Genomic DNA, 24,955 nt, shown 5'->3' with positions numbered 1-24,955 from the left:
GGTCAGGCCAGGGCGAAGTAGCGCAGCCAGACATACCCGGTCGAGATCGCCACGGTGACGGCGGTGACGACGAGTCCGTACTTGGTGAACTGCCAGAAGGAGATGGGGGTGCGGTTGCGTTCGGCGATGCCGAGGACGACGACGTTGGCGCTGGCGCCGATGGCGGTGGCGTTGCCGCCGAGGTCCGCGCCGATGGCCAGTGCCCACCACATGACGTGGTTGGTGTCGCCGCCCATCGCCTCGACCAGGTCGCTCGTGATGGGTGCCATGGTGGCGACGTAGGGGATGTTGTCGATGATGCCGGACAGCACGGCGGAGGCGTTGAGCAGCAGCATGGAGCCGCCCAGTTCGTTGTCGCCGATGGCGTCGGCGAGGGCCGTGGACACCTCGCCGATCACTCCGGTCTCGATCAAGCCGCCGATCATGATGAACAGCCCGGCGAAGAAGGCGAGGGTGGGCCACTCGACCTCTTTGAGTACGTCCCCGGTCTCCGCGGTGGAGAGGGCGATGAGCAGGCCGGCGCCCAGCAGCGCGACGACGCTGGGCTCGTAGTGGAGCACCGGATGCAGGACGAATCCGGCGACGACCAGGGTGAGCACGATCAGGCCCTGGACGAGGAGCCGGGGGTCGCGGATGGCTTCGCGTTCCTCCAGGTCCATCACCTCGGCCGCGCGGTCCTCGTCGTAGACGAAGGACTTGCGGAACAGGAAGCGGCACATGGCGATCAGGACCACGATCAGCAGCACGGACAGCGGGGCGAGGTGGACGAGGAAGTCGTTGAAGGTCAGGCCGGCCCGGCTGGCGATGATGATGTTGGGCGGGTCGCCGACGAGGGTCGACATACCGCCGATGTTGGAGGCCAGGACCTCAGCGATCAGGAACGGGGCGACCGGCAGGGCGAGCCGTTCACACACCAGCAGCGTCACCGGGGCGATGAGCAGCACGGTGGTGACGTTGTCGAGCAGCGCCGAGGCCGCGGCGGTGATCACGATCAGCATGACCATCACCCGGAAGGGCCTGGCCTTGGCTCTCTTCACGGACCAGATGGCCAGGTACTCGAACATGCCGGTCTTCTTCAGCACGCCGACGATCATCATCATGCCCATCAGCAGGAAGATGACGTTCCAGTCGATGCCGCTGTGCTCGGAGTAGAAGGCGGACTTGTCGTCTGTCGCCCTGATCGCCAGCATCAGCCCGGCGCCCCCGAGGGCGGCCCCCACCCGGTGGATCTTCTCGCTGATGATCAGGGCGTACGTGCTGGCGAAGACGACGATCGCGGCCCAGCTCTGCCAGTCGTTCACGATCCTCCGATGAGTCGTTCCATCAGGCGGGCGGCCGTGATGGCGCCCACCAGCCGGACCTGGTCCCCGTCGCGTTCGATGACGGCGACGAGCGGGCTGTGGGTCCGGGCCATGAGCGCCGCCACCTGCAGTGCCCCCGCGTCGGGCCCGACCACCGGCGGCGTGTACGTCCGCGGCGGCAGCCACTGGGTGACGGTGAGGCCCGCGATCTTCTCCGTGACCTCGGCGAGGTGCCGGTCGTCAATCACGGCGGCGACGTGCGGGGTCTCCAGGACGTAGTCCGGTACCAACTGCTTGATCAGCTGGGAGCCCGGCACGATGGCGTACGGCTGCTGGTCCGCATCGAGCACGAGCAGTGCGGGCAGCTTGCGCTCGGCCAGCAACCGTGCCGCATCCAACGCGCTGTCGTCCGTCGAGACGGAGGGGTAGGGCTCTGCGAGTTCATGCGCGCGCATGGCTGGCCTCCTTGCTGTGGCGAACTTCCGCTGAGCCGTTGTCGGCGGGGATGCCCGTCAGGTCCTCGACGTGGAAGAGGCGGGCGATCGGCACGTCCGTGCTGCTGTGGGCGATGATCGAGGCCGCGATGCAGACGGCAATGAGGGTGTACGCCTCCTGGCCGTGCGGGATGCCGGACTGCAGCACCAGCAGCCCGTACACCACCGATGCGAAGCCCTTCGGCCCGAACCAGGCGGCGACCAGCTTCTCCCGGCGGTCGAATCGCGTCCCGATGAGTGATATCAGCAGGGACGCCGGCCGGATCAGCGCGATCGCCAGGACCACGGCGACGTACCCGCCGAGGGAGAGGTCGCCGAACAGCTGCGGGGTGAGCAGTGCGCCGAAGACGAGCAGGGCGGCGAACTTGGCCAGTTCGGCCAGTGCCTCACCGAGCGGCTCGAACGCCGCCTTCGCCTCCGGGGACGCCGCGGTGAGAACGGCACCGGCGGAGAAGGCCGCGAGGTAGGGGTTGGCTTGGGTGAGGTGGCACAGCCCGTACAGGATGATCCCGGTGGCCAGCGGCAGCAGCGGCTGCAGCTTCGGCTCCGCGCCGAGCAGCCGGAACCGCACGAGGCCCGTGACGATCAGCGGCAGCACGATGCCGAGGGCGAGGCCGCCTCCCAGCTCCAGGGCGATCTTCCCGAGCGACGCGTGCGCCGGGCCCGCCGTGGGGCCGGCCGCGGCGATGAGGATCAGGACGACCGGCAGGGCGAGGCCGTCGTTGATGCCGCTTTCCACATTCAGCAACTGCCGCAGTTTGGCGGGGACTTCCTTGCGGCCGACGATCGCGGAGGCGAATACCGGGTCGGTGGGCGCAAGCACCGCGCCGACCAGGAACGACGTCGTCCAGTCCAGGCCCACCACGTAGTGCGTGATCAGGGCCATGCCGACAAACGCGAGCGGCATGCCCAGGCCCAAAGCCCGCGCCGGGTTCTTCCAGTTGGCGCGCAACTTGGGGAACGAGACGTGCATCCCGTCGGTGAACAGCACCGCGAACAGGGCGAGGTCCGCGGTGACCGCGACGATCTCGCTGTCCGGCGTGATGTGGATCAGGCCGAGAAAGCCGTCACTGACCAGCGCCCCGCCGACGAGGAACAGGAACGAGGTGGACAGGACGGTACGGGCGGCAAGCCCGGAGAGCAGCACCGCGATGAGCAGTGCGACTCCGAAAACGGCAACGAGCACCATGAGGGTGTCCCCCGATCGGCAAAGAGAGCTCTCTCGAATTCGCCGACCAGGCTTCCCGGCACACCACGCTGGACCTTACACGTCCCTTACGTCACATTGACAGGTCTCCCACGCGCACCCGCGGCGCCGTCACGTTGCCGGATCCCGGCAGGGATTCTGTGCTCCTCCGTCGCGTGGCTGTCAGGCACGGCCCTCCCACCAAGTCGAGCGCACGACGGATGACCCAGCGCGCTCGGCGTCGCGGCGGTTGAAACGCTCACACAGGGTCGCCCCGAGAACGAGTCCGTTTCCGCCAAAGACGGCCACAGGGACCAGGACCATCCGCAAGAAGTCCGCATCCTCGGAGCGCATTCCGGACATGGCCGTGACGGGCGGGATCAGCAGGGCCACATACAGGACCAGGATCGCGATCCCCTTCACCTTGAGTCCGCCAGGTGTGGACTGCCGCCGCATCCACTGCGGCACCCGCCCGGACAGGAACAGCGCAGCCAGGGGCAGCACGATCGCCGACCAGACAGTTATCCACAGCCAATGGAACATTTCCCCTCCAGGGCCGAGTTGGGGACGCGAGCGGTCCGGCCACGCCGATGCAGAGATAGTGCCACCGCCCCCAGCAACCAATCACTGCCCTGATACAGCAACCCCGCGCGGCCTTGGCTGCCGAGGACAGCTCCTGTCCTTACCCGCCCTTCCTGCACATGAGCCCCCGCCCGAAGAACATCCCCGTGCCCAGTTGGCGCGCGGCTGGGTTTACGCCAAATCCCAGGTGGAGGGGGTAGGGTGACGGCCCGCGGAGCCTTGACGGGGTGTCAATGCCAGGGCCCGGGCGGACGGTATGGAGCGTGATGGCAGGGCGACGGGTGACGGTAGGCACGATGCGGGTACGGCAGTCGCTGTTCACCACGCACCCGGCCCGTACTGTCGTGCTGGCCTTCGCCACCGTCATCCTGGGCGGGACCGCACTGCTGTCGCTGCCCATTGCGTCCGAGCAGGGGAGCGCGACGGGCTTTGTCACCGCGCTGTTCACCTCCACCTCGGCGGTGTGCGTCACCGGTCTCGTCGTGGTTGACACGGGAACGTATTGGAGCGGGTTCGGCGAGGGCGTGATCCTGGCGCTGATCCAGGTCGGCGGGTTCGGCATCATGACCCTGGCGTCGCTGCTGGCGCTGCTGATCTCCGGCAAGCTGCGCCTGCGGATGCAGCTCACCGCGCAGGCGGAGACCAAGAGCCTGGGCATCGGTGACGTACGGCGAGTACTGCTCGGTGTCGCGGCGACCACCCTTGCTGTGGAGCTGGCGGTGGGGGCGATTCTCGCGCTGCGCTTCCGGTTCGGTTACGCCAATTCCATCGGTGACGCGGTATACCGCGGGTTCTTTCATGCGGTCTCGGCGTTCAACAACGCCGGGTTCGGACTGCACGCCGACAGCCTCACCCGCTACGCGCAGGACGCCTGGGTGACGCTGCCCATCTCGGTGGCGGTCATCCTGGGCGGTATCGGCTTTCCGGTGCTGCTGGAGCTGCTGCGCCACCGGCATCGGCGGCGTACGACCGGACGGCGCAGGTGGTCGCTGCACGCCAAGCTGACCCTGGTCACCACCGCCGCTCTCCTGCTGGCCGGCACGGTGCTCACCTGTCTTCTCGAGTGGGACAACCCCGGGACTCTCGGGCCTTTCGACGGGGACGAGAAGCTGCTGAACGGGTTCTTCTACTCCGCGATGAGCCGTACGGCCGGGTTCAACGCCGTCGACATCGGTGCGCTTGACGCATCGACGCTGCTGATGACCTGCATGCTGATGTTCGTCGGAGGCGGCAGTGCGGGTACCGCTGGCGGCATCAAGGTAACGACGTTCGCGGTGCTGGCCGCGGCCATACTCGCTGAGGTACGCGGCGAGCCCAGTTCCAGCATCCTGGGCCGGCGCCTCGCACCCCACGTCCTGCGGCAGGCGCTGACGGTGGCACTGCTGGGCGTGGGGCTGGTCGTCGCCGCCACACTCGCGTTGCTGACCGTCACGAAGTCGTCGTTCGAGGCTGTGCTCTTCGAGGCAGTGTCCGCGTTCGGAACCGTCGGCCTGTCCACGGGGATCACCGCCGACTTCACGGACTCCGGACGGCTGATACTGATCCTGCTGATGTTCGTCGGCCGGCTCGGGCCGGTCACCTTGGTCTCGGCCCTCGCCCTTCGTGAGCGGACCCGCCGCTACCAGCTACCCGAGGAGCGACCTGTCATTGGGTAACTACCTGCGCAGTCTGCGCCGTCGCCGCCGTAAGCGGCTTGCGGACCAGTACGCCCAGCCCGGCCACGACCAACGCGTCGCAGTGATCGGCCTCGGCCGGTTCGGCAGCTCTCTGGCCCACGAGCTGACCCGGCGCGGCTGGGACGTCCTGGGCATCGACACCGACGCCCACCTGGTGCAACAGCACAGCGACACTCTCACCCATGCCGCTGTCGCGGACTGCACTGACCCCGAGGTGCTGCGCCAACTCGGCGTACATGAGTTTTCCCGCGCGGTCGTCGGCATCGGCACCGATATAGAGGCGAGCATACTGATCAGCTCCAACCTGTTGGAGGCGGGCGTTCCCAACATCTGGGCCAAGGCCATCAGCCGCCAGCACGGTCAGATCCTGGAACGGCTCGGCGTGCACCACGTCGTGCTGCCCGAGCACGAGATGGGTGAGCGCGTCGCGCATCTCGTCACCGGCCGCATGCTCGACTTCATCGAGTTCGACGACGACTACGCCCTCGTCAAGACAGTCGTCCCCGACATCGCCACCGGCGTCCCGCTCGGCCAGAGCCGGGTGCGCAGCAAGTACGGCATCACCGTGGTCGGCATCAAGCGACCGGGCCAGGACTTCACCCACGCGACGGCCGAGACCGTGGTCGAAAGGGGCGACGTCATCATCGTCACCGGCAAGACCCAGGCGGTGGAGGCATTCGCCGAGCTCAGCTGAGACTACCCGTCACCGGGCCGGAAGGGCGGGCCAGACCGCCACGATGTCACCGCGCGCCTGCCGGTCCGGCTGTCTCATGCCGCCCCATCGGGGGTGAGTGTGGGTCGCGGCGTCCGGACGTGAGATGCAGTTCTCCGATGATGAGGGTGAGGGTTCCCGCGCCGGCGGCGAGCAGCCCGATGATCGCGAACATAGAGCGTTGATCGTGCTTGTACACGTCGTCGTACTCGCTCGTGGTGACCTCGACGTGACGCCGGTGCGGGTCGGCCGTATCGACGGCGAAGTAGCGGCCGTGCGCGGCGTCACTGGCCTGGAGGGGACCCCCGCCGACGGCGGTCACCACCGCGATCCCCGCGGCGAATACGCAGACCAGGACGGCCTGCACCGTGCGGGGCAGGCAGCGCAGGGCGAGCCACTGCAACCACGAGTTGCTGAGGCTGCCGCCCGAGCCGACGTCCAGGGCGATCCCGCGGATGATCGTGGCAAGGAAGAGAAGGAGCAGCAGCACGAAGCCGATCCCCGCGAACAAGGCGGTGTTGTCCAGCACCGGTTCACCGGGGAGGAGAGTGAGGGCGGATGCCGACAGCGCGGACACGCTCACCGACAGCGCCAGACCGGCCTGGACCTTGTAGCTCGTCTTCATGGCAACCGCCCCCTGTCCCCGTGGCGCGCGCTCTAGTCGGTGATCGCGATAGCCCCGTTGTCGGAGGGCGCGCCGGTGCCCTTCTTCTGCGTGATGCCCTTAAGCAGCTGGGCGAGGTCGACTCCGGTGGTGGAGCTGAGGAGTTCCATGCCCTGGGCGACGTTGTCGGCGACCGTACGGGACAACTGGCTTGCCCCGTCGGTGGAGATGACGGTCATCTTGTCGATGGCGGACAGCGGCTCGGAGGCCTTGGCGACGACCTGCGGCAGCACCTCGACCAGCATCTGCAGCATGGCCGCGTCGCCGTACTGGGCGAAGGCGTCGGCCTTCTTGCGCATGGCCTCGGCCTCCGCCGATCCCCTGGCGGCGATGGCCGCGGCCTGTGCCTCGCCCTCGATGCGTAGGGCGTCCGCGAGTGCTGCGCGGTGTGCCTTTTCGCCCTCACCCGTCAGGCGGGCGCGCTGGGCATCCGCCTCGGCCTCCTTGACCTGGGCGATACGCCGCGCCTCGGCCTCCTGCTCGGCCTGATAGCGCGCGGCATCGGCGGGCTTGCGGACCTGGGTGTCCAGTTCACGGTCGGTCAGCGCGGCCTGCCGCTCGGCGACCTTCTCCTGCTCGCTCAGAACCGCCTGCTGACGGTCCGCCTCGGCAAGCGGACCGGCGGCGGCAGCCTTGGCCGCGGCCTCGTCCGTCTCCGCCTTGATCTCCGCCTGCTTGAGCGCGAACGTCCGCTGGGCGATCGCGATCTCTTCCTCGGCCTTCAGCCGTGCCTGCTCCGACGCACGCCGTGCCACGGCCTCGGCTATGTCCGCCTCCTGCTTGGCGCGGGCGGCCTCGGGCCGGCCCAGGTCCTCCAAGTAGGAGCCCTCGGTGGTGATGTCCTGGATCTGGAAGGCGTCCAGCACCAGGCCCTGCCCGGACAGGCTCGCCTCCGCCTCCTCCGCGACCTGCCCGGCGAAAGCCGCCCGGTCCCGGATGATGTCCTCCACCGACATCCGGCCGACAATCGACCGCAGCGCACCCGAGAGCACCTCCTGGGTGAAGCCGACGATGCCGTTCTGCTGCATCAGGAAACGCTGCGCCGCGGCCCGGATGGAATCCTCCGTCCCGCCGACCTTGACGATCGCAACGCCCTCAAGGTTGGCCTTCACCCCGCGCAGGGTGACCGCGCCACGCACCGCGACCGGAATGTGCCGACTGGACAGGTCCAGGGTGAACTTCTGCTGGACGAACGGGACGACGAAGACGCCTCCGCCAACGACGACCTTCTGGCCACTGTTGTCGGTGAACACCCGGCCGGTGGCCGGATCGGTGGCCTTCTTGCCACGTCGGCCGGTGATGATGAACGCCTCACTGGGCCCTGCGACCTTGTAGCGGGTGATAACGACGAGGGCGAGCAGTACAACGAGAACGACGATGCCCACCACAGCGGTGAGAACAGGGCTCATGGCAAATCCTCTTGGGTTGGAACAGACAGAACAACCAGCACGGACCGCTGTGGCGGTCAGGCGGTCAACGCTCGACGGGACGCACCGCGACTGACGTCGTGGTGAGCACCGACTCGACCCAGACCTCGGTGCCGCGAGCGACCGGAACAGAACTCTTCGCTGCGAACTTCAGTGGCTGCCCGGCCAGATACAGCAGCACCTCGCCGTAGCCGTCCACCGGAATCCCGGTGACCACGGAGCCCGAACTGCCCACGAGATCCTCACCGCGCGGCGTGACCGAGACACCGTCATGCATCAGAGCCCGGCTCAGCTTCCAGGTCAGCCAACCCGCGCTAACCCCCGCCACCGTGCCCACACCGGTGGCGGCTGCCGCTCCAAGACCGGTGGTCCCGAGCGTGATCGCTCCGGCGAAGCCGAGCATCGACACGAACCCGGCGATCACCGGCAGCGACAGGAACCCGTCCAGGCCACCGCTCAGCCCCTCGATGACCCCTTCCAGCAGCCCGTCGAAGACCAGGGACAGCACGAGCAGAACGAGACCGGCGATGCCGAGACCAAGAAACCAGCCCATGAGCGCCACCCCTTCCCGTTCGCAAGTACCCGACGATACGGCGATGCTTCCACGGAACCGCACATGAGTTCACTGCCGGAACCCGGCAATCTTTACACGCCCTTGATGCCGTGCCCCGACCGGAGAGCGGCCGGGTGCGTCATGCCACCCTGGTCCTGGTCGCGTCAGGAACGCGTCATCAGCGCATCAAGGATCAGGGGGCTGCGTGAATCGGCGGACAATTCCGGAGGAGTACCTGGCGGGATACACCCAAATCCTGGCCGAGGTCGCCGCGACCGGCCGTCGGCTCACCCGGGACGAACTGCAGTCCCGGCGGGCGCTCGGTGAACAGGCCGCCGAGGCGGGGCACGGCCTGCGCGCCCTCATCGTCAAACACCTCGCCGTGACACGGGCAGCGTGGCCCGACACCGCAGCCGCCGGCGTCCTCGCGGCTGTCGAGCAAGCCATCGACGCCTTCGCCGAAGGCTACGAAGGCGCCCAGCGACTCGCCGTACGCCAAGAAGAAGCCGCACGCCGCGAGTTCATCGACGACCTGCTCTACGGCCGCAGCGATCTTGGACGACTCGCCGAGCGAGCCGAACGCTTCGGCCTTCGGCTCTCCCACGCGCACGCCGTCGCGGTAGCCGGCGACCCGGCCTCGTACGACGAGACCGGCTCCGTACTGCGCCAGGTGGAACAGGCCGTCTTCACCCGTTTCGGAGACCGCCGCATCCTGCTCACCACCAAAGACGGCAGGCTGGTCTGCATCGCACCCGGCGACCAGGACGACATCCTGGCCTCCTTCGCCAAGCACGCGCACGCCGCCACGGACGGCGGCCAGGTCGCCATCGGACGCCCCCACCCGGGCCCCGGCGGCGTGGTCCACTCGTATGAGGAAGCCCTCAACGCCCTTGACCTGGCAGAGCGTATGCATCTGGAAGGCCCGGTCCTGCGCGCCGTCGATCTCCTCGTCTTCCCCGTCCTGACCCGCGATCGGGCAGCGATGGCCGATCTCGTAGGCAATGTCCTTGGACCACTCCAGAAAGCACGCGGCGGCCCCCGCCCTCTGCTCGACACTCTCACCGCCTACTTCGACGCAGGCTGCGTCGCGGCCGAAGCAGCGCGCCAACTCAATCTCAGCGTCAGGGCGTTGACGTACCGGCTCACCCGCATCCACAGCCTCACCGGCTCCAATCCGGCGGACCCCATGCACCGCTACACCCTGCAGACCGCGGTCATCGGTGCCCGTCTGCTCGACTGGCCGGCCAAGAACCTGGGACCCCGAACGGTGTGACTGCCATCCCGGTGCGAGTCATCGAGCGGCCAGTCCGGCCGGCGTGGTCGCCGGACTCGGCGCGGGCCGATCGGTGTCCTGCTTACCCCTGGCCGTCGTGGGTGGCGCGTTCTTTGGAGCGGCGGATCTTGGGCAAAGACCCCAGGGCGGTGGCCACCGTGATCGACTCGCAAGCGGAATCTCGTGGTCGACACCCGCGGGCTTCCGCTGCTGGTCATGGTCACCCCCGCCTCGCTCAGCGACCGCGACGCGGCCAAGGAAGTCCTCGTCCGCCTCCGCCTGATGCACCCCGAAATCACCATCGTCTGGGCCGACTCCGCCTACGCCGGAAAGCTCGTGACCTGAGGGAAAGGCACCTCAAGCTCACGATCAAGACCGTCAGCCGCCCCAAGGACTCCTTCGGATTCGTGGTTCTGCCCCACCGCTGGGTCGTCATGGCTGATGCATGCCCGCCGGCACGCGCGGGACTACGAACGGCTCATCCAGCACTCCGAAACCCTGATCACCTGGGCCGTCATCACGCTGATGACCCGCCGTCTCACCCGGGGCAAGAAGAGCCTGACACGCCTGCCCGTCACCCCGTCCCGACTGACGCAGGCCGCCTGACCTAATCGGCGGACTCCGGGCCGTCCTTCTTGCCGAACCGTTGGTACCAGATCAGGGCGCCGAGGCTCCGCCACAGCACACCGAGCTCGAACTGGCCTGAACTGAGTCCGGTCTCGCTGACGGCGGTGCTTGACCAGCGCAAGCTGCTGGCCGGGCGGATCGAGGAGCTGCTGGAGGCCCACCCTCTTTCGAAGGTCCTGACGTCGATGCCGGGGGTCGGCGTCAGGACCGGCGCCCGGATCCTGATCGAGGTCGGCGACGGCAGCACCTTCCCGACCGCCGGCCACCTCGCCGCCTACGCCGGTCTCGCCCCCGCGACCCGCAGCTCCGGCTCCTCGATCCGCGGCGAACAGCCTTCCCGGAGAGGAAACAAGCAGCTCAAACGAGCTTTCTTCCTCTCCGCGTTCGCCGCCTTGGGTGATCCGGCCTCCCGGGCCTACTACGACAGAAAGATCGCGCAGGGCAAGCACCACACCCAGGCCCTGCTCTGCCTCGCCCGACGCCGGGCCGACGTCCTCTTTGCCATGCTCCGTGACGGCACCTTCTACGAACCGCGGCCGGCCAGCCCATGACCGCCGTCCCTGTCAGGCGTCACCGCGGTGAGGAATCAGGGTCCGCCTCCAGAACAGCCAGCAGCTCCGCGAAGCGCCGGTCCTGCGAGGTCCCCGCGGCCAGCTCGCTCAGCGCATAAGCCGTGGTCTTGAAGCCGTCTCCGTGATGGAACTGCGCACCCCACGCACCAAGCCGCACGGAAGCCACCTCATCCCGGAGAAGGCGGTGGGTCCCCCATGGGTTGACCGCCACGATGCCGTCAGAGCCGACCTCAAGCCGGACCCTGAGAATCGCCCACCAGAAGAACAACCCAACGCCGACGGCCAGCCCCGTCCACAGTCCGGCCGACCGTGCCGTCTCCGCTGCCGGAGACGAAGCCCACCCGCCCCAACCAATGACGGCCCTCACCCCTACGACAGCGGGAATCACATAGGCCGCCACGAGAGCCGGCCCCTCCACCCGCCACACCGACACCGAGTCCCCACCCTGGTCATCCATGCCCGCATTGTGAGCCACACAGCTTGACCAAACACATAGGGGCACCCGACGAGCATCCGCTTGCCGTCGAACCTCGGGTCGACCGCATGGATCGACGACGAATCCGGCACCAGCGCATACCACTCCGTGTCGTCCGAGACCACAGCCCCGCACAGGTCACACAGCTCAGGCTGAACCCCTTCCTCGCCACCGTCGTCCGGCTCGCTCTCCGTTACCCTCCCTGTCTATCGCCCGCCGCCAGCCACCGCGTCTCGACGCCCCGAGATCAGAAACACGTTTAGTCCCTCGGCGAGAGCAGGCCTCGGTATCAAGGACGGCCGAGGGCCCGATAGGTCCATCCGGCCTCGCGCCAGGTGTCGGGGCTGAGGGTGCCGCGGCCATCGATGACCATCGGCTGAGTGGGGCGGTGGACGAGACGATGCGGGTCGATGTGACCGAACTCTGCCCACTCGGTCAGGTGCAGCAGCAGGTCGGCGTCCTGAACGGCGGCGATCGGGTCGTCGATGTAGTCGAGTTCGGGGTGGAGCTTGCGGGCGTTGTCGAGGGCCTTGGGGTCGGTGACGGTGACGGTGGCGCCGAGCTCGTGGAGTTTCTGGGCAACGGCGAGGGCGGGCGAGTCGCGGATGTCGTCGGTGTTCGGTTTGAAGGCGGCGCCCCAGACGGTGATCCGCTTGCCCATGAGGTCGCCGCCGAGCTGTTCGCAGGCGAGGTCGATGATGGCCTCGCGGCGGCGGGTGTTGACCGCGTAGGCCTCGCGGAGGATGCCGGTGGCCGCTTCGGCTCCGAGCACGGCGGCCTGGGCGATGAAGCCGCGGATGTCCTTGGGCAGGCAGCCGCCGCCGAAGCCAAGACCGGGCCGCATCCCGCGCCGGCCGATGCGGAGGTCGTGGCCGAGGATCTCGGCGAGCTGCTGGACGTCGGCGTCGGACTTCTCGCAGATCTCGGCCATCGCGTTGATGAAGGAGATCTTGGTGGCGAGGAAGGAGTTCGCGGCGCCCTTGGCGAGTTCGGCCGTCGCCCAGTCGGTGACGATCGTCGGGGTCCCGGACTCGATGATCTTCGCGAAGCACTGCCGCAGCATGGCCTCGGCCCAGGTCTGCTCTTCCTGGAAGCCGAGAACGAGCCGGTCGGGGTGGAGGGTGTCCTCGATGGCGAACGATTCGCGCAGGAACTCGGGGTTCCAGGCGACCTCGACCTGGTCGCCTGCCGGTGCGTGGGTCCGCAGGATCTCGGCGACGCGGGGTGCGGTGCCGACCGGGACGGTCGACTTGACCGCGATCACGGCCGGACCGGTCAGACGGGGGGCGAGCTGGCGGACCGCGGAATAGAGGTGGGTGAGGTCGTAGGTGTCCTTGCCGGGCGTCTGCGGGGTGCCGACCCCGATGAAGTGCAGGTCGGCGAAGTGGGCAGCCTCGGCATAGGAGGCGGTGAACTTCAGGCGGCCCGTGGCAGTGTGTTTGGCCAGCAGGTCGTCCAGGTCGCGCTCGAAGAACGGGGCCTTGCCGGAGTTGAGGACGGCGGCCTTGTCCATGTCGGAGTCCATGCCGAGGACTTCGTGGCCGAGTTCGGCCATGCAGGCCGCGTGGGTGGCGCCGAGGTAGCCGCAGCCGACGACGGTGAGTTTCACGCGGTGTCCTTCCAGGTGGGGCCGCGTCCCGGCAGCCCCCTTCCCGGGGACGGGTTCAGGCGGGCCGGGCGGCCAGGTAGTGGTTGATCCCGTCCCGGATGAACGGCGGGATCGTGAGGATGTCGAGGTGTTCGGGGGCGAAGAACTGGAGCTTGACGCCCTCGGCCAGCGGCAGCGTGGTCTCGTCGCCGTCCCAGTCGGCGGCGAAGAAGGTGATCAGCTGGCCGGAGCCGTGTTCGTCGCGGATCTCGAAGAGCTCAGTGAGATTCCTGGGGGCGAGTCCGGCTTCCTCGTCGAGCTCGCGGACGATCGTCTCTGCGGGGCATTCGCCGTCGTCGGTGCCGCCCCCGAGCAGGCTCCAGTGGGCGGGCCAGGCGATGTTGGGCAGGTCGTCCCGCAGGTGCATCAGGAGGTCGCCGCGCCGGTTGGTGATGATGGCGACCGAGCCGCGGGCGGTGGCCGGGCCCTTGGGGCGGGTGGGGTCAGAGTGCATCCCGTCACCGTAGTAAGGGAGTTGAGGATCATGCGGCAGCCCTCACCGTCTGGTCTGAAAGCCAGGCGGCTGCGAGCAGGGCCTGCATCCTGGTGCGGTCGAACCGGCCGCCGGGCTTGAGGCCGCCCATCAGCAGCGGCCGCAGCGAGGGCGGAGCCTCGGCGAGCGCGGTGTGGATCTGGGCGTCCGCCCAGCCCGCGAGGGGGCCGTTCAGCCAGGTGGGGACCGGAGAGGCGAAGCCGAGCTTGTCCCGGCTCCCCCAGAGCTCACGGGGCAGGCCCAGGGCCTTGGCGGCATCCCGCAGGATCCGCTTGCCCGCCGCCGGATCTACGATCTTGTGCTCGGCCGGGAGCCGGTAGGACAGCTCGATCAGATCGCGGGCCAGGTAAGGGGACCGGCGCTCTAACGCGTAGGCGGAGGCGAGCTTGTCGCTCGTCATCACCAGTGGCCGCCAGGCTGTCGCCAGATCGGCCAGGGTCAGCCCCCTGGCCAGGTCGCCGCCGGCCCGTTCTATCGCGTCGGCGACCAGATCCCGGATGCGGTTCTCGGGGTCCGGGCCGCGCAGGATGAGCCGGGTGACTGCCTCGACCGGCTCCAGCTGCTGGCCCGCAGCGTGCAGGAGCTTGGCGGCCAGTGGCCGGTAGGCGTCCAGGCCCGCCTTCAGGACGGCGTCCGGACCGAACAGGACCAGGGCATGGCGGATGTAGCCCATCAGGAACTCGTCCGGGCCGAGCCCGCCGACCACCACCTTCAGGCCGAGATCGGAGACCTTCCGGTAAGCCATGTGCTCGGAGAACGTGGACGCGTTGCCCATCGGGTAGTCCAGCGCGGACATCATGTGCGGCAGCATCTTGGTGAAGTCGATGTGGTCCGGCTCGACCACCACCAGCTCGGCCCCGATGTCCCGGGCGATCCTCGCGGCGGCGTCCGACTCGTCCAGGCGGTCCTGGCCCGGGTAGCAGACGGTGACGCAGACCGGCGGCCGCATCAGGTAGGCCAGCAGCCCAGAGTCCAGGCCGCCGGACAGCAGCAGCGCGAAGTCGCAGCCAGGGGCCCGTAGCGGAACCTGATCGGCCAGCACGACCGAGAATGCGGCCAGGGCCTGGCGGTAGTCGCCCGCGAACGGCAGCCGGTTCTCCAGCCGCCACCAGGTGTGCTGGTCAAGCGAGCCGGTCACGACGTCGAAGGTCAGTAACGTCGCCGGGGCCAGCAGCTGGATGCCCTGGAACGGAGTGTCGACGCCGACGGGGGTCTCGATCGCCAGCATCTCCGGGCGGACGAACAGCGGCGCCGAGCCGTATCCGGTCAAGGTGGTGACCTCGGAGGCGAACGAGAGCCGGCCACCGTCCAGGCGCCAGTAGAGCGGCTTCTCCCCCAGCCGGTCCCGGGCCAGGAACAGCTTGCCGACGCGCGGGTCGTAGACCGCGAGGGCGAACATGCCGTCCAGCCCGTCCAGGCAGGACGGTCCGAGTTTCGTCCATGCCTTGAGGACCAAGTGGGCGTCGGTCTCCTTCTCGGCGAGCTCGATGCCCCAGGCGGCGGCCTGCTGCCGGTAGTTGTAGATCTCGCCGTTGAAGGCCAGCAACACCCCGGAGGTGCGGTCCAGGTAGGGGCCGGGGTGGGCGAGCGGGTCCACGATCAGCAGCGTGTTCATGGCCAGCACCGCCCGCCCGTCCGAGCCGGCGGCGTGCATGGTGCCGTCCGGGCCGCGGTAGTGCTGGGCGATGCCCATGGCCTTCACCGTCGTCTGGTGCCACTGGGCGTCCGGTCCGGCCAGTCCTGCGATTCCGCACATCTGGTTCACCCCCGAGAGTGAGCGTTGGTGCCCTGTCGGCGGCCACCGCCGGAAGGAGCCTGGTCCAGTTCCGGCGGTGGCCTGGGCCTTCATCACAGCGGTCAGCAAGAAGACCGGGGAGGGCTCGCAGGGGGGCTCACAACTCGCGTGCGCGGTTCACTGCGGGCCCCGAAGGCAATACCCTCGGTGACCCAACACGCGTATCGCGTACGACTCTTCGTGCCCAGCGGGGGGGGGTCGCGTACGACTGAAAATCCTCAGCCCGTCCGCGTACCGCTTTCTGTGCCCAGTCGAGTACGAGCTCGTGCGCAACGCTCCAGTACTGGTCAAGGGGGACGTCGTGGCATCGACCGTCCGTCGGGCCCGTCCGCCCAATACGGACCTGTCCCGGCTGATCGAAGCCTCTGGTGCGAGCCACAAGTCCCTGGCTCTGCGCGTCAACCAGCTCGCCCACCAGGCTGGGATAGAGACCGACTACTCGCATACCTCCGTGGCGAACTGGTGCCGACGCGGAATGACCCCGAAGCCGCCGGTGCCCCGGCTGCTGGCCCAAGCTCTCGGGGAACGGCTGGGGCGGCCCGTCAATCTCGCGGAAATCGGTATGGGCGAGGCGGAGACAATCGACGCTTCGGTGGGGTTGGATTTCTCGCGAGATCCCGCCGACGCCGTCCGTGTCGCCACTTCGTTCTGGAGCTCCGTGAACCGCCGCGACTTCCTCAAGGACACCGGGTCCGGCTTCGCCGTGTCCGCGTTCACCGTCCCCGTCACCCGCTGGCTCGTCAACCCCGCAGACGAGACCGCCGACCACCAGGGCGGCCAGCAAGTCGGCCGCTCGGACCTGGACGAACTGCGCGAGGCCGCCGACCACGCCCGCCACTGGGACTCCAAATACGGCGGCGGGAACTGGAAGTCCAGCTCCGTCACCGACTGCCTGGAACACCGGGCCGCCCCACTCCTGCAGGGCTCCTTCTCCGACGGCGTCGGCCGTGAACTCTTCAGCGTGACCGCCGAGTTGTCCCGGCTGGCCGGGTGGACCGCGTTCGACATCGGCCAGCACGACGCCGCCCAGCGGCACTTCATCCAGGCCCTCCGCCTTGCCCGCGCAGGCGGTGACGTCCAGCTCGGGTGCTATGTCCTGACCACGATGGCCATGCAGTCCCTGATGCGGGGCTTCGCGTCCGAGGCCGTGGACATGGCCCAGGGCGCCTTCGAACGCGGCAAGGGCCAGGCGGCGCCGAGGGTGCTGGCGTTCACCAAGCTGATCGAGGCGCGCGCTCACGCCCGCGAGAACGACCCCAAGTCCGCCTCCCGGGCCCTCGCGGCCTCCGAGGACCTGCTGGGCCAGGCCAGGGCCGACAGCGGCGACGAGCCCGGATGGATCGACTTCTATCACCACGCCCGCCTCTCGGCGGACGCCGCCGAGGTCTTCCGCGACCTGAAGAACCCCAAGGCCGCCCTCGCCTGGAACAAGCAGGCTGCCGCCATGCCGACCGGGGTATTCACCCGCTCCGTCGGGATGCGGCTCGCCATCGTCGGGACCGCCCATCTGCAGGCCCGCGACCTTGACCACGGCCTCGAACTCGGCAATCGCTCCGTCGACATTCTCGCCCGCGTCCAGTCCAGCCGGGCCAAGGACTACGTCCGCGAGTTCAACGCGGCCCTGGCCCCGTGGCGGCGCGAGTCGGCCGTCCGCGAGTTCGTCCACCGCACCCGCTCCGAACTCGGTGTCGCCGCCTGAGTAGTGCCCGCCCGCCTCGTTCTGCCCGCGTTCGCGGGCAGAACGAGGCGGGCGGGCAGCGCGATCACCGGCCGGGCTCGGGGGCGGGCTGCAACGGCACCAACGGCGCCCGCTTGCGGCCCTGCTGGCCGCGAAGCTGGTCGTTCTCGACCTCCAGCACGTTCACCACCCGGGCGAACATCTCGATCTCGGCCTTCTGGCGCTTGTTCTCCTCAATCACCTCGGCCAGTCGCTCCTTGGTCTTCTTGAGTTCCTCCCGCAGCTTGCGCTCGCTGTCGGGGACGTGTCCCTGGGCCCTGACCTTCGCGTAGAACTCGTCCTTGAGATCGGTGTGCCGGTGGGTGAGGACGTGTCGCTTCACGTCTGCCTCGGCTGCCAGCGCGAGGACGGTCAATGCTCCGTCGGACCGCAGCGGGGTGCCGGCCAGCAGCCGGTCCATCGCGGCCCGGATGTTGGCCCTCTCCTTGTCCCCACTCATCACTCGGCCCCCAATCTCGTGGTGACGCGCTCGTCCTCGTGCTTGTCGGCCAGCTCGGCAAGGCTCGCGGCCCGCTCCAGCAGCCGGTCAGCCAGCGGCTCGGGAATCAGCCCGGAGACGGCTTGCTGTCCCAGGATGTCGGCCGCCTCCCGCAATTGGCGTGCATGGTCGTCGGTGCGGGCGATGTTCGCGCAGTTGCTGCGGCAGCGATCCAGGCTCGGCGCCGTGTTCTTGCCGCCGCGGCCGGGGTGGCAAAGCGCCTTGGCCCGGTCGTAGTTGCAGAACAGGAAAGCCTCCTTGTTCTCGAAGACGTTCAGGGTCGGGTCGGCCAGCAGGCTGCGGGCCTGGCGGACGGAAGCGATCATGCCGCCGAAGCGGTGGTGCTCCTGGGCGGCGGCGTTGATCAGACGTCTCGCTGCCGGCCCGGAGACGCCTTCGCCGTCCTGGATGGCCTCGTGGACCTCGCTGAGGTGTTCGGCGACATTGCGGGCCGTCTCGAAATCCAGCAGGTCGTGGATGCCGCCGCGCGAGCGCGAGCCGTAGCCCTGACTGATCAGCGTGCGCATGTGACCGTACTGAACTGCAAGAGCCACCAGCCCGCCCGGACGGCGGGCGATGTGCCATGCCAGCGTGCGGCGGAAGCGTCCGGTTCCGACCCGGCCGTGCGGGTCGTCCGGGATCACCTCCGCCTGCCGTCCCCGGCCCTCGGCATGGGTGTTGACCCACTCGATGAACGACTCGATGCGGTTGCTCATCGTGGCAATCGCCAGCGACCGGCCGCCGCGGCGCTCGGGCTGCCGTGGGTCGTGGAGTTCGGCGGCGAACAACAGGCCGTGCTCGCCCAGCCGTTCCAGCACCCGCACTGTGGTCACGACCTGCGGGACCGCCACCCAAGGAGCTTCGCGGACCACTCCGGCGGAGTCGTGGTTGCCGTCCTCGTCGCGGGCGACCTTGAACTGCCGGGCATAGATCAGGTGCCGTTGGGCCGCCTCTGGCGGGCCTTCCGGGTCCGGGCAGCACCCGTTCTCCAGGGCCAGGATCTCCCCGGTCCGCATCCCTGTGAGGTAGCCCAGGACGATGAAGCACGCGGTGACCAGGTGATTGAGGAGCGTCGTGCTGCCGTAGAAATCGAACGGCTCATGCCAGGGTTCCCCACCCAACCGCGCGGTGACCGGGGTCTCCAGCAGGCATTTGCCGGGATTCTGGGCCTTGTATGCCTTCCAGCGCGGCTGGTTCATGATCTGGTGGACCTTGGCGACGGGCGTCCCCGTCAGCCCGGCCAGGAACACCCCGGGAGCTGCCACTTCCTTGTTCCTGATCGAGGCCGGGACCGGCTTGCCCTCAGCCTCCAGCTTTTCCAGATAGGCCACCAACCGCTGGCCCGCCCCCGGCTTGAGCGGGCCCTTCAGAGCCTCCGCGACGGCGACCAGACGCCGGTGTTCCCCGAAGGCGGCCAGGATGTCGTCGGCGTACTCCTCGACGAACCGCAGGGCCCAGACCAGCAGCGGCCCCATGGTTGCCGGGCCGATCGGCTCGGTGACGTTCTCACCCAGCGGCGAGGCCGCCGGCAGGTAGTCGTCCATGCCCTCCGCCACCCACGGCGGCTCGATCAGCCTGTCGGTCGGCGGCAGATAGACCCGCCCGTAGTAGTGCAGCCGAGAGAGCCCGATCAGGTGGCTGGTGGCCGTATTGCGGGCAAGTCCCCTCACCTTGTCGAGGTGGCGGCTGTAGTCCGTCAGGTCCTCGGCCGTCACGAGCGACAGCTGCCTGATCCCGCGCAGGTCAAGCCACTGAGCGAACAGCGACCACTGGTTAACCGTCTTCAGGATCCGGCCGACGCTGAGCTTGGACCGCATGGCGGCGCCGTGCCGGGCGACATCGGGGTCCGGCAGCGGATAGTTGATCACCGTCCAGGAGGCGTAACGGAACGGCTCCCGGAAGACCTCGGGAAACCACCGCCAGCGGATGATGTCGTCCGCCTGTGACGGGTTCTGGGTCAGGGCCAGCAGCGACCAGCCGTCGTCGCCGTAGCGGGGCACGAAGCTGCGGCGGCTCTCGACCGCCAGGTCCGGGTCGAACACGAAGGCGTCGACTACGGGACGCGTGAAGCGGGGGTTCAGGGCCAGGCTCATGCGTCGAATCCCTTCTTCAGCAGCTGGTCGATGACCTCGCGGTCCTGGGCACTGACCTCCGCCAAGGCGTCGCTCCATTCGGTTTCGGTGAAATCGGGGACTTTTCGCAGGTCCCGAAGCCGCGTGTAGGGCTCCCGCCAGTCCTGGTCCCACACCTCCGGCGCAAGCACCGCCTTCAACTCCTCCAGCACCTGCAGCAGGTAGGCCAGCCGGGGCAGGTGGCGCGGGGTGATCACGGCGTTCGGGCAGGCGGTGCAGAGCAGGAACGACGCCCGGCAGGGCAGGCCCTGTTCCCCGAACGGGCTGTGCGTGTAGTCGCTGCAGCTGGAAGTCGGGGTGTCCTTGCCCGCGTCCGTGTCCGCCCGGCTGATCTGGGCCTTGAACGACGCGCGGGCCGCCTCGATCGCCTCCGTGACCCCGTCGGTGATCACCGATTGAGCCGCCGCGTGCGTGCGCGGGTCCGGCAGGACATAGACCGAGTCGTGCGTGTCTTGGCTGTGCTGGGTAGGTTGCCGCTGATGCGCGATCACCACGGTCTTGCGCAGCCGCCGCAGGTTCAGAGAGAGCCCGCCGCCCAACTCCTGGCGCCAGTTGCGCCAGACGTTGGCGTGGAAGTGGCCGTCGAACAGGCCGGCCACCCCCTCGCCGTAGACAGCCCGCCGCTGGGCCAGCCGCCAGAGGATGAGCCGGTCGGTGGGCGCCCCCACGTTCTTCAGCATCTCCCGTGCCGGGGCGGTGGCCTCGATGGCCTGCGTGATCAGCCGTCCGGGAGAATCCGCCCCCCAGTCCGCCAGGTTCCTCGTCTCATAGCGGGACGGTTGACTGCGGCGCCGCTTCTCCAGCTCGACCCGGTAGATGATCTGTCCCTCGCCGCCCGCACCGGGGCTCGCGTCGGGCACCTTCATCTCGATGACCGGCGTCGCGTTCCACCCGTGGGCCGCGATCATCAGGATCATCAGCGCGCATGCCTCATCCGTGGTCATGAACAGCCGCATCCACGTGTCCTCGGCCCGGTCGCTGCCCAGAGCTTCGGTGTAGCGGGAATCGGGCCGCTGGCGGTCACCCAGACCTATGTAGAACGGCGTCTCCCCAACGCGGACCAATTGGTCCAAGGCCTCGCCGAGAAGCCAGTCGCCCGTACCTTTCTCGAACCGGCCCGCCCGCCAGTCCTCAAGGTGCTGCCAGTTGGCGCGGATGCGGTGCAGGGCGGGACGGAACCGCTGGGTCGCGGCCAGCTTGATTCGGTCGAACTCCTCATGGCTGTAGGCGTTCTCTTTGCTCGTCTCCTTCGGCATCCGCTTCTTCATCAGGTTCCGCGTCTCCTCGGGCACCCGCGGATGCTCCTTCAGGAGCCGGGCGACCTTCCGGATCTGCCGGCCGCCCGTGGAGTTCGGCGTGCGGCTCAGACGCCAGGCCGCCCAGATCTCCGGAACCAGATCACCCAGCGATTCCGGCACCGGGTCCTGCTCGGCCAAAAAGCGGCTGAAGTAGAGCAGGATCAGCCAGGACTCCCGGCTGGAGGGCAGCGTCTTCCAGGCCCCCTCGGGCCCGGCCTGGGCGGCGAACACCTCAGCGAACTCGCGCTGCAGCCTCGGCCCGACCGCCAGCTGTCCGAAGTCGTAACTGGCCTTCCTCACCCCGTCCTCGGCCGTGTGCCAGACCACCAGATCACCCGGTTCCAGCGGCGGCTTGCGGCGGTGGCCGACCTCGGGCAGGGGGGCGCGTCGTCCTCGTGTACTCATTCCAATTCCTCGCTGTCCAGGACGCGCTCCGACATCTTCGCGATCCGGGCCAAGAGCTCGTTGGTGCCCGGGTCGGCCTCGTCCAGCAGCAGGGACCGGATCTGCAGATCCGAGACGGGAGCGAGGTAAATCTTGCGGGTGGTCTCCTCGCTGGCATGATCAAGGAGATCCTTGACCATCCGCCAGGCGTCCCCGTAAAGCAGGCGGAAGTCCCGCCGTTCCTCCGGGGTGAGCCCGAACCGCTTGTCGAGCGCGTGCATCAGCGCAACCAGCATCTTCAGAGCGAAAGAATGCCTCGCCATATGGGGCGTGAAATAGGGCGGCTGAGCAACCTTGCCCTCCAGCGCTGTCCGGCAACGCTCAGACGCGGCCCGGTAAACCGCCTCCCAGGAATGCGGTAAAAACGGGCGGCCGTCCTCCGACAACCACAGCCACAACGGCTCCAAGCCGCCCTCGCCCTCGACGAACAGCCGCTGGCGTTCCTCGACGTCCAGCGTGGTCAGATCCCGCTCGACCAGCCGACCCCGCTCATCACGGAAGTGCAGCATCGACTGCCGCCAGCCGGAACGCTTCTCCAGCACCCATATGCCCTCCATCGCCTCGTAGCGGCCCTTGGCCTGGGCCCGGCGTACCACCGCCCGCCGCGTCGTCCGCTCGTAAGCGGTGATCGACCGCAAGGACTCGACCGCGACGTAGAACGTCCGCTCGCGTCGGCTCTTCGTGGCCGCCTTCGCCAGGCGCCCGTCGAAGTAGCGCTTCACGCTCTCCTCCAGAGCCGGGACCTCCAACGTCAGCAGCGAACCGCCCTCCGACCGACGCATCCCCGAGGAGAACAGCAGGTCGGAGTAGGCGGCATTGCGGTCGTCGTTGCGGCCCCTGAACGACGCATCGCGGCGGCCCTCGGCGGTGTAGCCGCGCAGACCAACATCCCTCCACAACCGGTAAGCCCGGGGCGTCAGCCACTTCACATTGCTGGACCGCGCATCCGTCGCCCGCTGTGCCGGGACACTCACCACCTCGCCGTGGCGCCCCATCACCTCGCGCTCCAGGATCGGGTTGGTCACCACGTATTTCTTGGCCGTGGCCCACTTGTAGAGCCGGGCCAGCGCCGCGAGCTCGCGGTTCCACTTCGAACCGCCGATCCGCTGCGGATTCCGGGCTGACCAGCGCCGCCAGTCCTCGAAGTCCAGCAGATCCTCCGCCTCGGCCTCGCACCAGTTCTTGTCCCGCTGCCACAAGAAGTTGAAGAACAGGCAGCAGTCACCGGCGTAGTTCCGCCGCGTCTCCCTGGCCAGATGCGCGAACGCCGAACGCGTCAGGTACAGCGTCAGCCTCGGATCCACCCTGTAGTTCGGGTCCGTCATGAACAGGTCCCCGGGATCGATCCGGCAGGCCTCCTCCCGTTCGTCGAGATCGGTCCACTCCCGCAGCACAGGGTGATCACTCACCGCTGCGGGATGCCCCCTCGTTACCCAGTGCACTTGCCAGGCCTTGCTCAACACGTACCTCTCCGCTCACAACACGTACTGCTGCAACACGAAGATTCAATAGGGAAGATTGTGCACATCGCGAACGTCCAGCCCGGCGGCGGCCAGCCGGTGATCACCCTGGTGAGCGGGGCCGGGCGCAGCACGGCGAGCAGGAGCAGCAGCGCGCAGAGGGCGGCCGCCCAGGGATGCCGTGGCAGCCGGCGGGCCAGGAGCACGACCAGGGCCGTGACGGCGGCCAGCAGCAGACCGCCGCGCCAGCCGCCCGGCCAGCCCGCCTCCGCCCCCGGCAGCGCCGCACCGGTTCGAGCCACGGAGGCGATCCACCCGGCGGGCCACCCCGCGCAGTGCGCCAGCAGCTTCGCGACCGGCATGGCCACCGGGGCCGCGGCGAGAGCGGCGAACCCGAGAACCGTGGCCGGGGCGACCGCGAGCTCGGCCACCAGATTGCAAGGGATCGCCACCAGACTGACTCTGGCCGCGAAGATCGCCACGACGGGAGCGCACACGGCCTGCGCCGCGGCGGCCGCGGCCAGCGCCTCGGCGAGCCGTGGCGGCACCCGTCTCCGTTGCAGCGCCCCGCTCCAGCGGGGGCCGATGGTGAGCAGAGCGCCCGTGGCGAGCACGGAGAGCAGAAAGCCGTAACTCCGGGCGAGCCACGGGTCGTACAGGACGAGCAGCAGTACGGCCGTGGCCAGCGCCGGGATCAGCGACCGGCGGCGTCCGGTGCCGATGGCGAGCAAGGTGACGGCGCCGCAGGCCGCGGCCCGCAGGACGCTCGGCTCGGGCCGGCACACAACCACGAACGCGAGCGTGAGCGTGCCACCGAACAGGGCCGTCCCTCGCAGCGTGATACCCAACCGGGGTGCGAGACCCCGCCGTTCGGCCAGCAGGGCCGTTCCCGGCGGCCCGATCAGCAGGACGAGCACGATGGTCAGATTGCTTCCGGATACGGCAAGCAGATGCGAGAGGTCGGTCGCCTCAAAGGCGTCCTCCAGCTCGGGCGTGATCCGTGAGGTATCGCCGACGACCAGCCCCGGCAGCAGGGCCCGGGAGTCCGGGGCGAGCCCTTCCGTGGCCTTGCGCAGTCCCGCTCGTAGTCCTCCGGCCGTGCGCTGGACGTCGGTTGGCGGGCCGGTGATCCGCGGCGGACCGTCCCCCACCGGTCTCAGGACGGCGGCGAACTTGTCGTCGGCGTGCAAAGGCGGCGCGAGCCGTCCGGCCAGCCGCAGCCGGGTCGAGGGCAGCAGCCGCAGCCACGGCGCGGTGGACGCGGACGATTCACCCGAAGGCACGATCACCAGGACGGGCGTCCGGGTCTCTGTGACCGCGCCACCGGGTGCCGTCACGCGGGTCGCCTCGGCCTCCAGCATCACAGATCCGCGCGCCGTCTGATCGCCGCGGACCCGGGGCCGGGGAACGCGTGGATCAGCGGTGAGCTGCAACTCGACGGTGACGTATGCGTATTGGTCTGCCAGATCCGGTAGCGGCCCACGCCGCAGATCCGCGGTGTGCAGCCCTGCCGAGGCCGCGCCCGCCGCGGCACACAGCAGCATCGCGGCGAGGGCTGTGGCATTGAGCCGACGCCTGCGCCTGCGCCTGATGATCTGTGCGCCATCGCCGGACGGCGCCGGACCCCTGCCCGCCCCAGCCCGCACCGCCCGGGCCGTCCGAGCCACCCGCACCGCCCGGCTCGTCGCCGGAGTCAGTAACAGCCCTGCGGCGACGACGCAGGCCATCACGCCCACCGCTGTCCACCACCCCCGCGCGCCCACCGCCACAGCCGCCGCGGCCCAGGCCGCCAGGGCCGGGGGCACGAGCCTCAGGTCTGCCGGTCCCTCCTGCCGCGGGTCGGAAGCCCCCAGCCGGTGGCCCGAAGTGGCGTGCACCGCCGGGCGCGTCGTGGCTGTCGTCGTGGCTGTCGTCATGGCCGTCGTCG

Annotated in this window: 19 protein-coding genes and 3 pseudogenes; 6 read left to right on the top strand and 16 right to left on the bottom strand. The window is 68.9% G+C overall.

All coding sequences use genetic code 11. The features are described 5' to 3' along the window. Positions 1-2: 2 nt before the first annotated feature. The 4 genes from ACFYWY_RS24905 to ACFYWY_RS24890 all read right to left on the bottom strand — a co-directional run bounded on the left by ACFYWY_RS24905 (position 3) and on the right by ACFYWY_RS24890 (position 3,524). Positions 3-1,301 (bottom strand): SLC13 family permease, encoded by a 1,299-nt coding sequence (locus ACFYWY_RS24905; protein WP_389190225.1) that lies wholly within the window; start codon positions 1,299-1,301, stop codon positions 3-5. Beyond that, positions 1,298-1,756: a CBS domain-containing protein gene (locus ACFYWY_RS24900; protein ID WP_389190224.1), complete on the bottom strand. Its 459-nt coding sequence runs from the start codon at positions 1,754-1,756 to the stop codon at positions 1,298-1,300. Before ACFYWY_RS24900 ends, ACFYWY_RS24905 begins: the two co-directional genes overlap by 4 nt. After that, a complete protein-coding gene (locus ACFYWY_RS24895; RefSeq protein WP_389190223.1) occupies positions 1,743-2,984 on the bottom strand; it encodes a cation:proton antiporter in 1,242 nt (413 codons plus the stop codon). Before ACFYWY_RS24895 ends, ACFYWY_RS24900 begins: the two co-directional genes overlap by 14 nt. A 180-nt stretch (positions 2,985-3,164) precedes the next feature. After that, entirely contained in the window at positions 3,165-3,524 is a 360-nt protein-coding gene (locus tag ACFYWY_RS24890) for a hypothetical protein (protein WP_389190222.1), read from the bottom strand. Between the two features lie 305 nt (positions 3,525-3,829). Between ACFYWY_RS24890 and ACFYWY_RS24885 the strand changes: the two genes are divergently transcribed. Together ACFYWY_RS24885 and ACFYWY_RS24880 are read left to right on the top strand one after the other, a co-directional pair. Beyond that, on the top strand, positions 3,830-5,218 hold the full coding sequence (locus tag ACFYWY_RS24885) for a TrkH family potassium uptake protein (protein WP_389190221.1): 1,389 nt from the start codon (positions 3,830-3,832) through the stop codon (positions 5,216-5,218). Continuing rightward, on the top strand, positions 5,211-5,933 hold the full coding sequence (locus ACFYWY_RS24880; RefSeq protein WP_389190220.1) for a potassium channel family protein: 723 nt from the start codon (positions 5,211-5,213) through the stop codon (positions 5,931-5,933). Before ACFYWY_RS24885 ends, ACFYWY_RS24880 begins: the two co-directional genes overlap by 8 nt. A gap of 46 nt (positions 5,934-5,979) precedes the next feature. On the opposite strand, the gene ACFYWY_RS24875 is transcribed toward ACFYWY_RS24880, so the two are convergent. The 3 genes from ACFYWY_RS24875 to ACFYWY_RS24865 all read right to left on the bottom strand — a co-directional run bounded on the left by ACFYWY_RS24875 (position 5,980) and on the right by ACFYWY_RS24865 (position 8,595). Next, positions 5,980-6,576 (bottom strand): hypothetical protein, encoded by a 597-nt coding sequence (locus ACFYWY_RS24875; RefSeq protein WP_389190219.1) that lies wholly within the window; start codon positions 6,574-6,576, stop codon positions 5,980-5,982. A 32-nt stretch (positions 6,577-6,608) separates the two neighbouring features. Continuing rightward, a complete protein-coding gene (locus tag ACFYWY_RS24870; RefSeq protein WP_389190218.1) occupies positions 6,609-8,024 on the bottom strand; it encodes a flotillin family protein in 1,416 nt (471 codons plus the stop codon). 64 nt (positions 8,025-8,088) lie between these two features. Then, complete coding sequence (locus ACFYWY_RS24865) at positions 8,089-8,595, bottom strand: hypothetical protein (protein ID WP_389190217.1); 507 nt, start codon at positions 8,593-8,595, stop codon at positions 8,089-8,091. Between the two features lie 205 nt (positions 8,596-8,800). Between ACFYWY_RS24865 and ACFYWY_RS24860 the strand changes: the two genes are divergently transcribed. From ACFYWY_RS24860 to ACFYWY_RS24850, 3 genes and pseudogenes are all read left to right on the top strand, one after another. After that, a complete protein-coding gene (locus ACFYWY_RS24860) occupies positions 8,801-9,868 on the top strand; it encodes a PucR family transcriptional regulator (RefSeq protein WP_389190216.1) in 1,068 nt (355 codons plus the stop codon). 168 nt (positions 9,869-10,036) lie between these two features. Next, a pseudogene (locus ACFYWY_RS24855) lies at positions 10,037-10,414 on the top strand (transposase); the annotation flags it as partial. 173 nt (positions 10,415-10,587) lie between these two features. After that, positions 10,588-11,046, top strand: a pseudogene (locus ACFYWY_RS24850) (transposase); the annotation flags it as partial. A 19-nt stretch (positions 11,047-11,065) separates the two neighbouring features. Here ACFYWY_RS24850 and ACFYWY_RS24845 read toward each other — a convergent pair. The 4 genes from ACFYWY_RS24845 to ACFYWY_RS24830 form a co-directional block, all read right to left on the bottom strand. Further along, a complete protein-coding gene (locus ACFYWY_RS24845; RefSeq protein WP_389190215.1) occupies positions 11,066-11,524 on the bottom strand; it encodes a hypothetical protein in 459 nt (152 codons plus the stop codon). 307 nt (positions 11,525-11,831) lie between these two features. Next, complete coding sequence (locus ACFYWY_RS24840; protein ID WP_389190214.1) at positions 11,832-13,151, bottom strand: UDP-glucose dehydrogenase family protein; 1,320 nt, start codon at positions 13,149-13,151, stop codon at positions 11,832-11,834. Positions 13,152-13,206: 55 nt separating this feature from the next. Next, positions 13,207-13,644: an NUDIX domain-containing protein gene (locus tag ACFYWY_RS24835; RefSeq protein WP_389190213.1), complete on the bottom strand. Its 438-nt coding sequence runs from the start codon at positions 13,642-13,644 to the stop codon at positions 13,207-13,209. A 28-nt stretch (positions 13,645-13,672) separates the two neighbouring features. Next, positions 13,673-15,439: an asparagine synthetase B family protein gene (locus tag ACFYWY_RS24830; protein WP_389190212.1), complete on the bottom strand. Its 1,767-nt coding sequence runs from the start codon at positions 15,437-15,439 to the stop codon at positions 13,673-13,675. Positions 15,440-15,779: 340 nt separating this feature from the next. Here ACFYWY_RS24830 and ACFYWY_RS24825 point away from each other — a divergent pair, with 340 nt between their 5' ends. Then, positions 15,780-17,177, top strand: a complete 1,398-nt coding sequence (locus ACFYWY_RS24825) for a sporulation protein (protein ID WP_389190211.1) — start codon at positions 15,780-15,782, stop codon at positions 17,175-17,177. Between the two features lie 64 nt (positions 17,178-17,241). On the opposite strand, the gene ACFYWY_RS24820 is transcribed toward ACFYWY_RS24825, so the two are convergent. The 5 genes and pseudogenes from ACFYWY_RS24820 to ACFYWY_RS24800 form a co-directional block, all read right to left on the bottom strand. Further along, positions 17,242-17,655 carry a hypothetical protein gene (locus tag ACFYWY_RS24820; RefSeq protein ID WP_389190210.1) on the bottom strand — a complete coding sequence of 138 codons (414 nt, stop codon included), beginning with the start codon at positions 17,653-17,655 and terminating at the stop codon, positions 17,242-17,244. Further along, a complete protein-coding gene (locus ACFYWY_RS24815; RefSeq protein ID WP_389190209.1) occupies positions 17,655-19,787 on the bottom strand; it encodes an integrase in 2,133 nt (710 codons plus the stop codon). Before ACFYWY_RS24815 ends, ACFYWY_RS24820 begins: the two co-directional genes overlap by 1 nt. Continuing rightward, positions 19,784-21,529, bottom strand: a complete 1,746-nt coding sequence (locus ACFYWY_RS24810; RefSeq protein WP_389190208.1) for a hypothetical protein — start codon at positions 21,527-21,529, stop codon at positions 19,784-19,786. Before ACFYWY_RS24810 ends, ACFYWY_RS24815 begins: the two co-directional genes overlap by 4 nt. Further along, entirely contained in the window at positions 21,526-22,977 is a 1,452-nt protein-coding gene (locus ACFYWY_RS24805; RefSeq protein ID WP_389190207.1) for a site-specific integrase, read from the bottom strand. The genes ACFYWY_RS24810 and ACFYWY_RS24805 overlap by 4 nt, the downstream gene beginning before the upstream one ends. Before the next feature lie 107 nt (positions 22,978-23,084). Further along, positions 23,085-24,944 (bottom strand): annotated as a pseudogene (locus ACFYWY_RS24800) (ComEC/Rec2 family competence protein); the annotation flags it as partial. Between the last annotated feature and the right edge of the window lie 11 nt (positions 24,945-24,955).

The organism is Streptomyces sp. NPDC002870 (genome assembly GCF_042888505.1).
In the GTDB taxonomy this organism is placed as follows: domain Bacteria; phylum Actinomycetota; class Actinomycetes; order Streptomycetales; family Streptomycetaceae; genus Streptomyces.
This window is presented reverse-complemented; position numbering and strand designations above follow the sequence as displayed.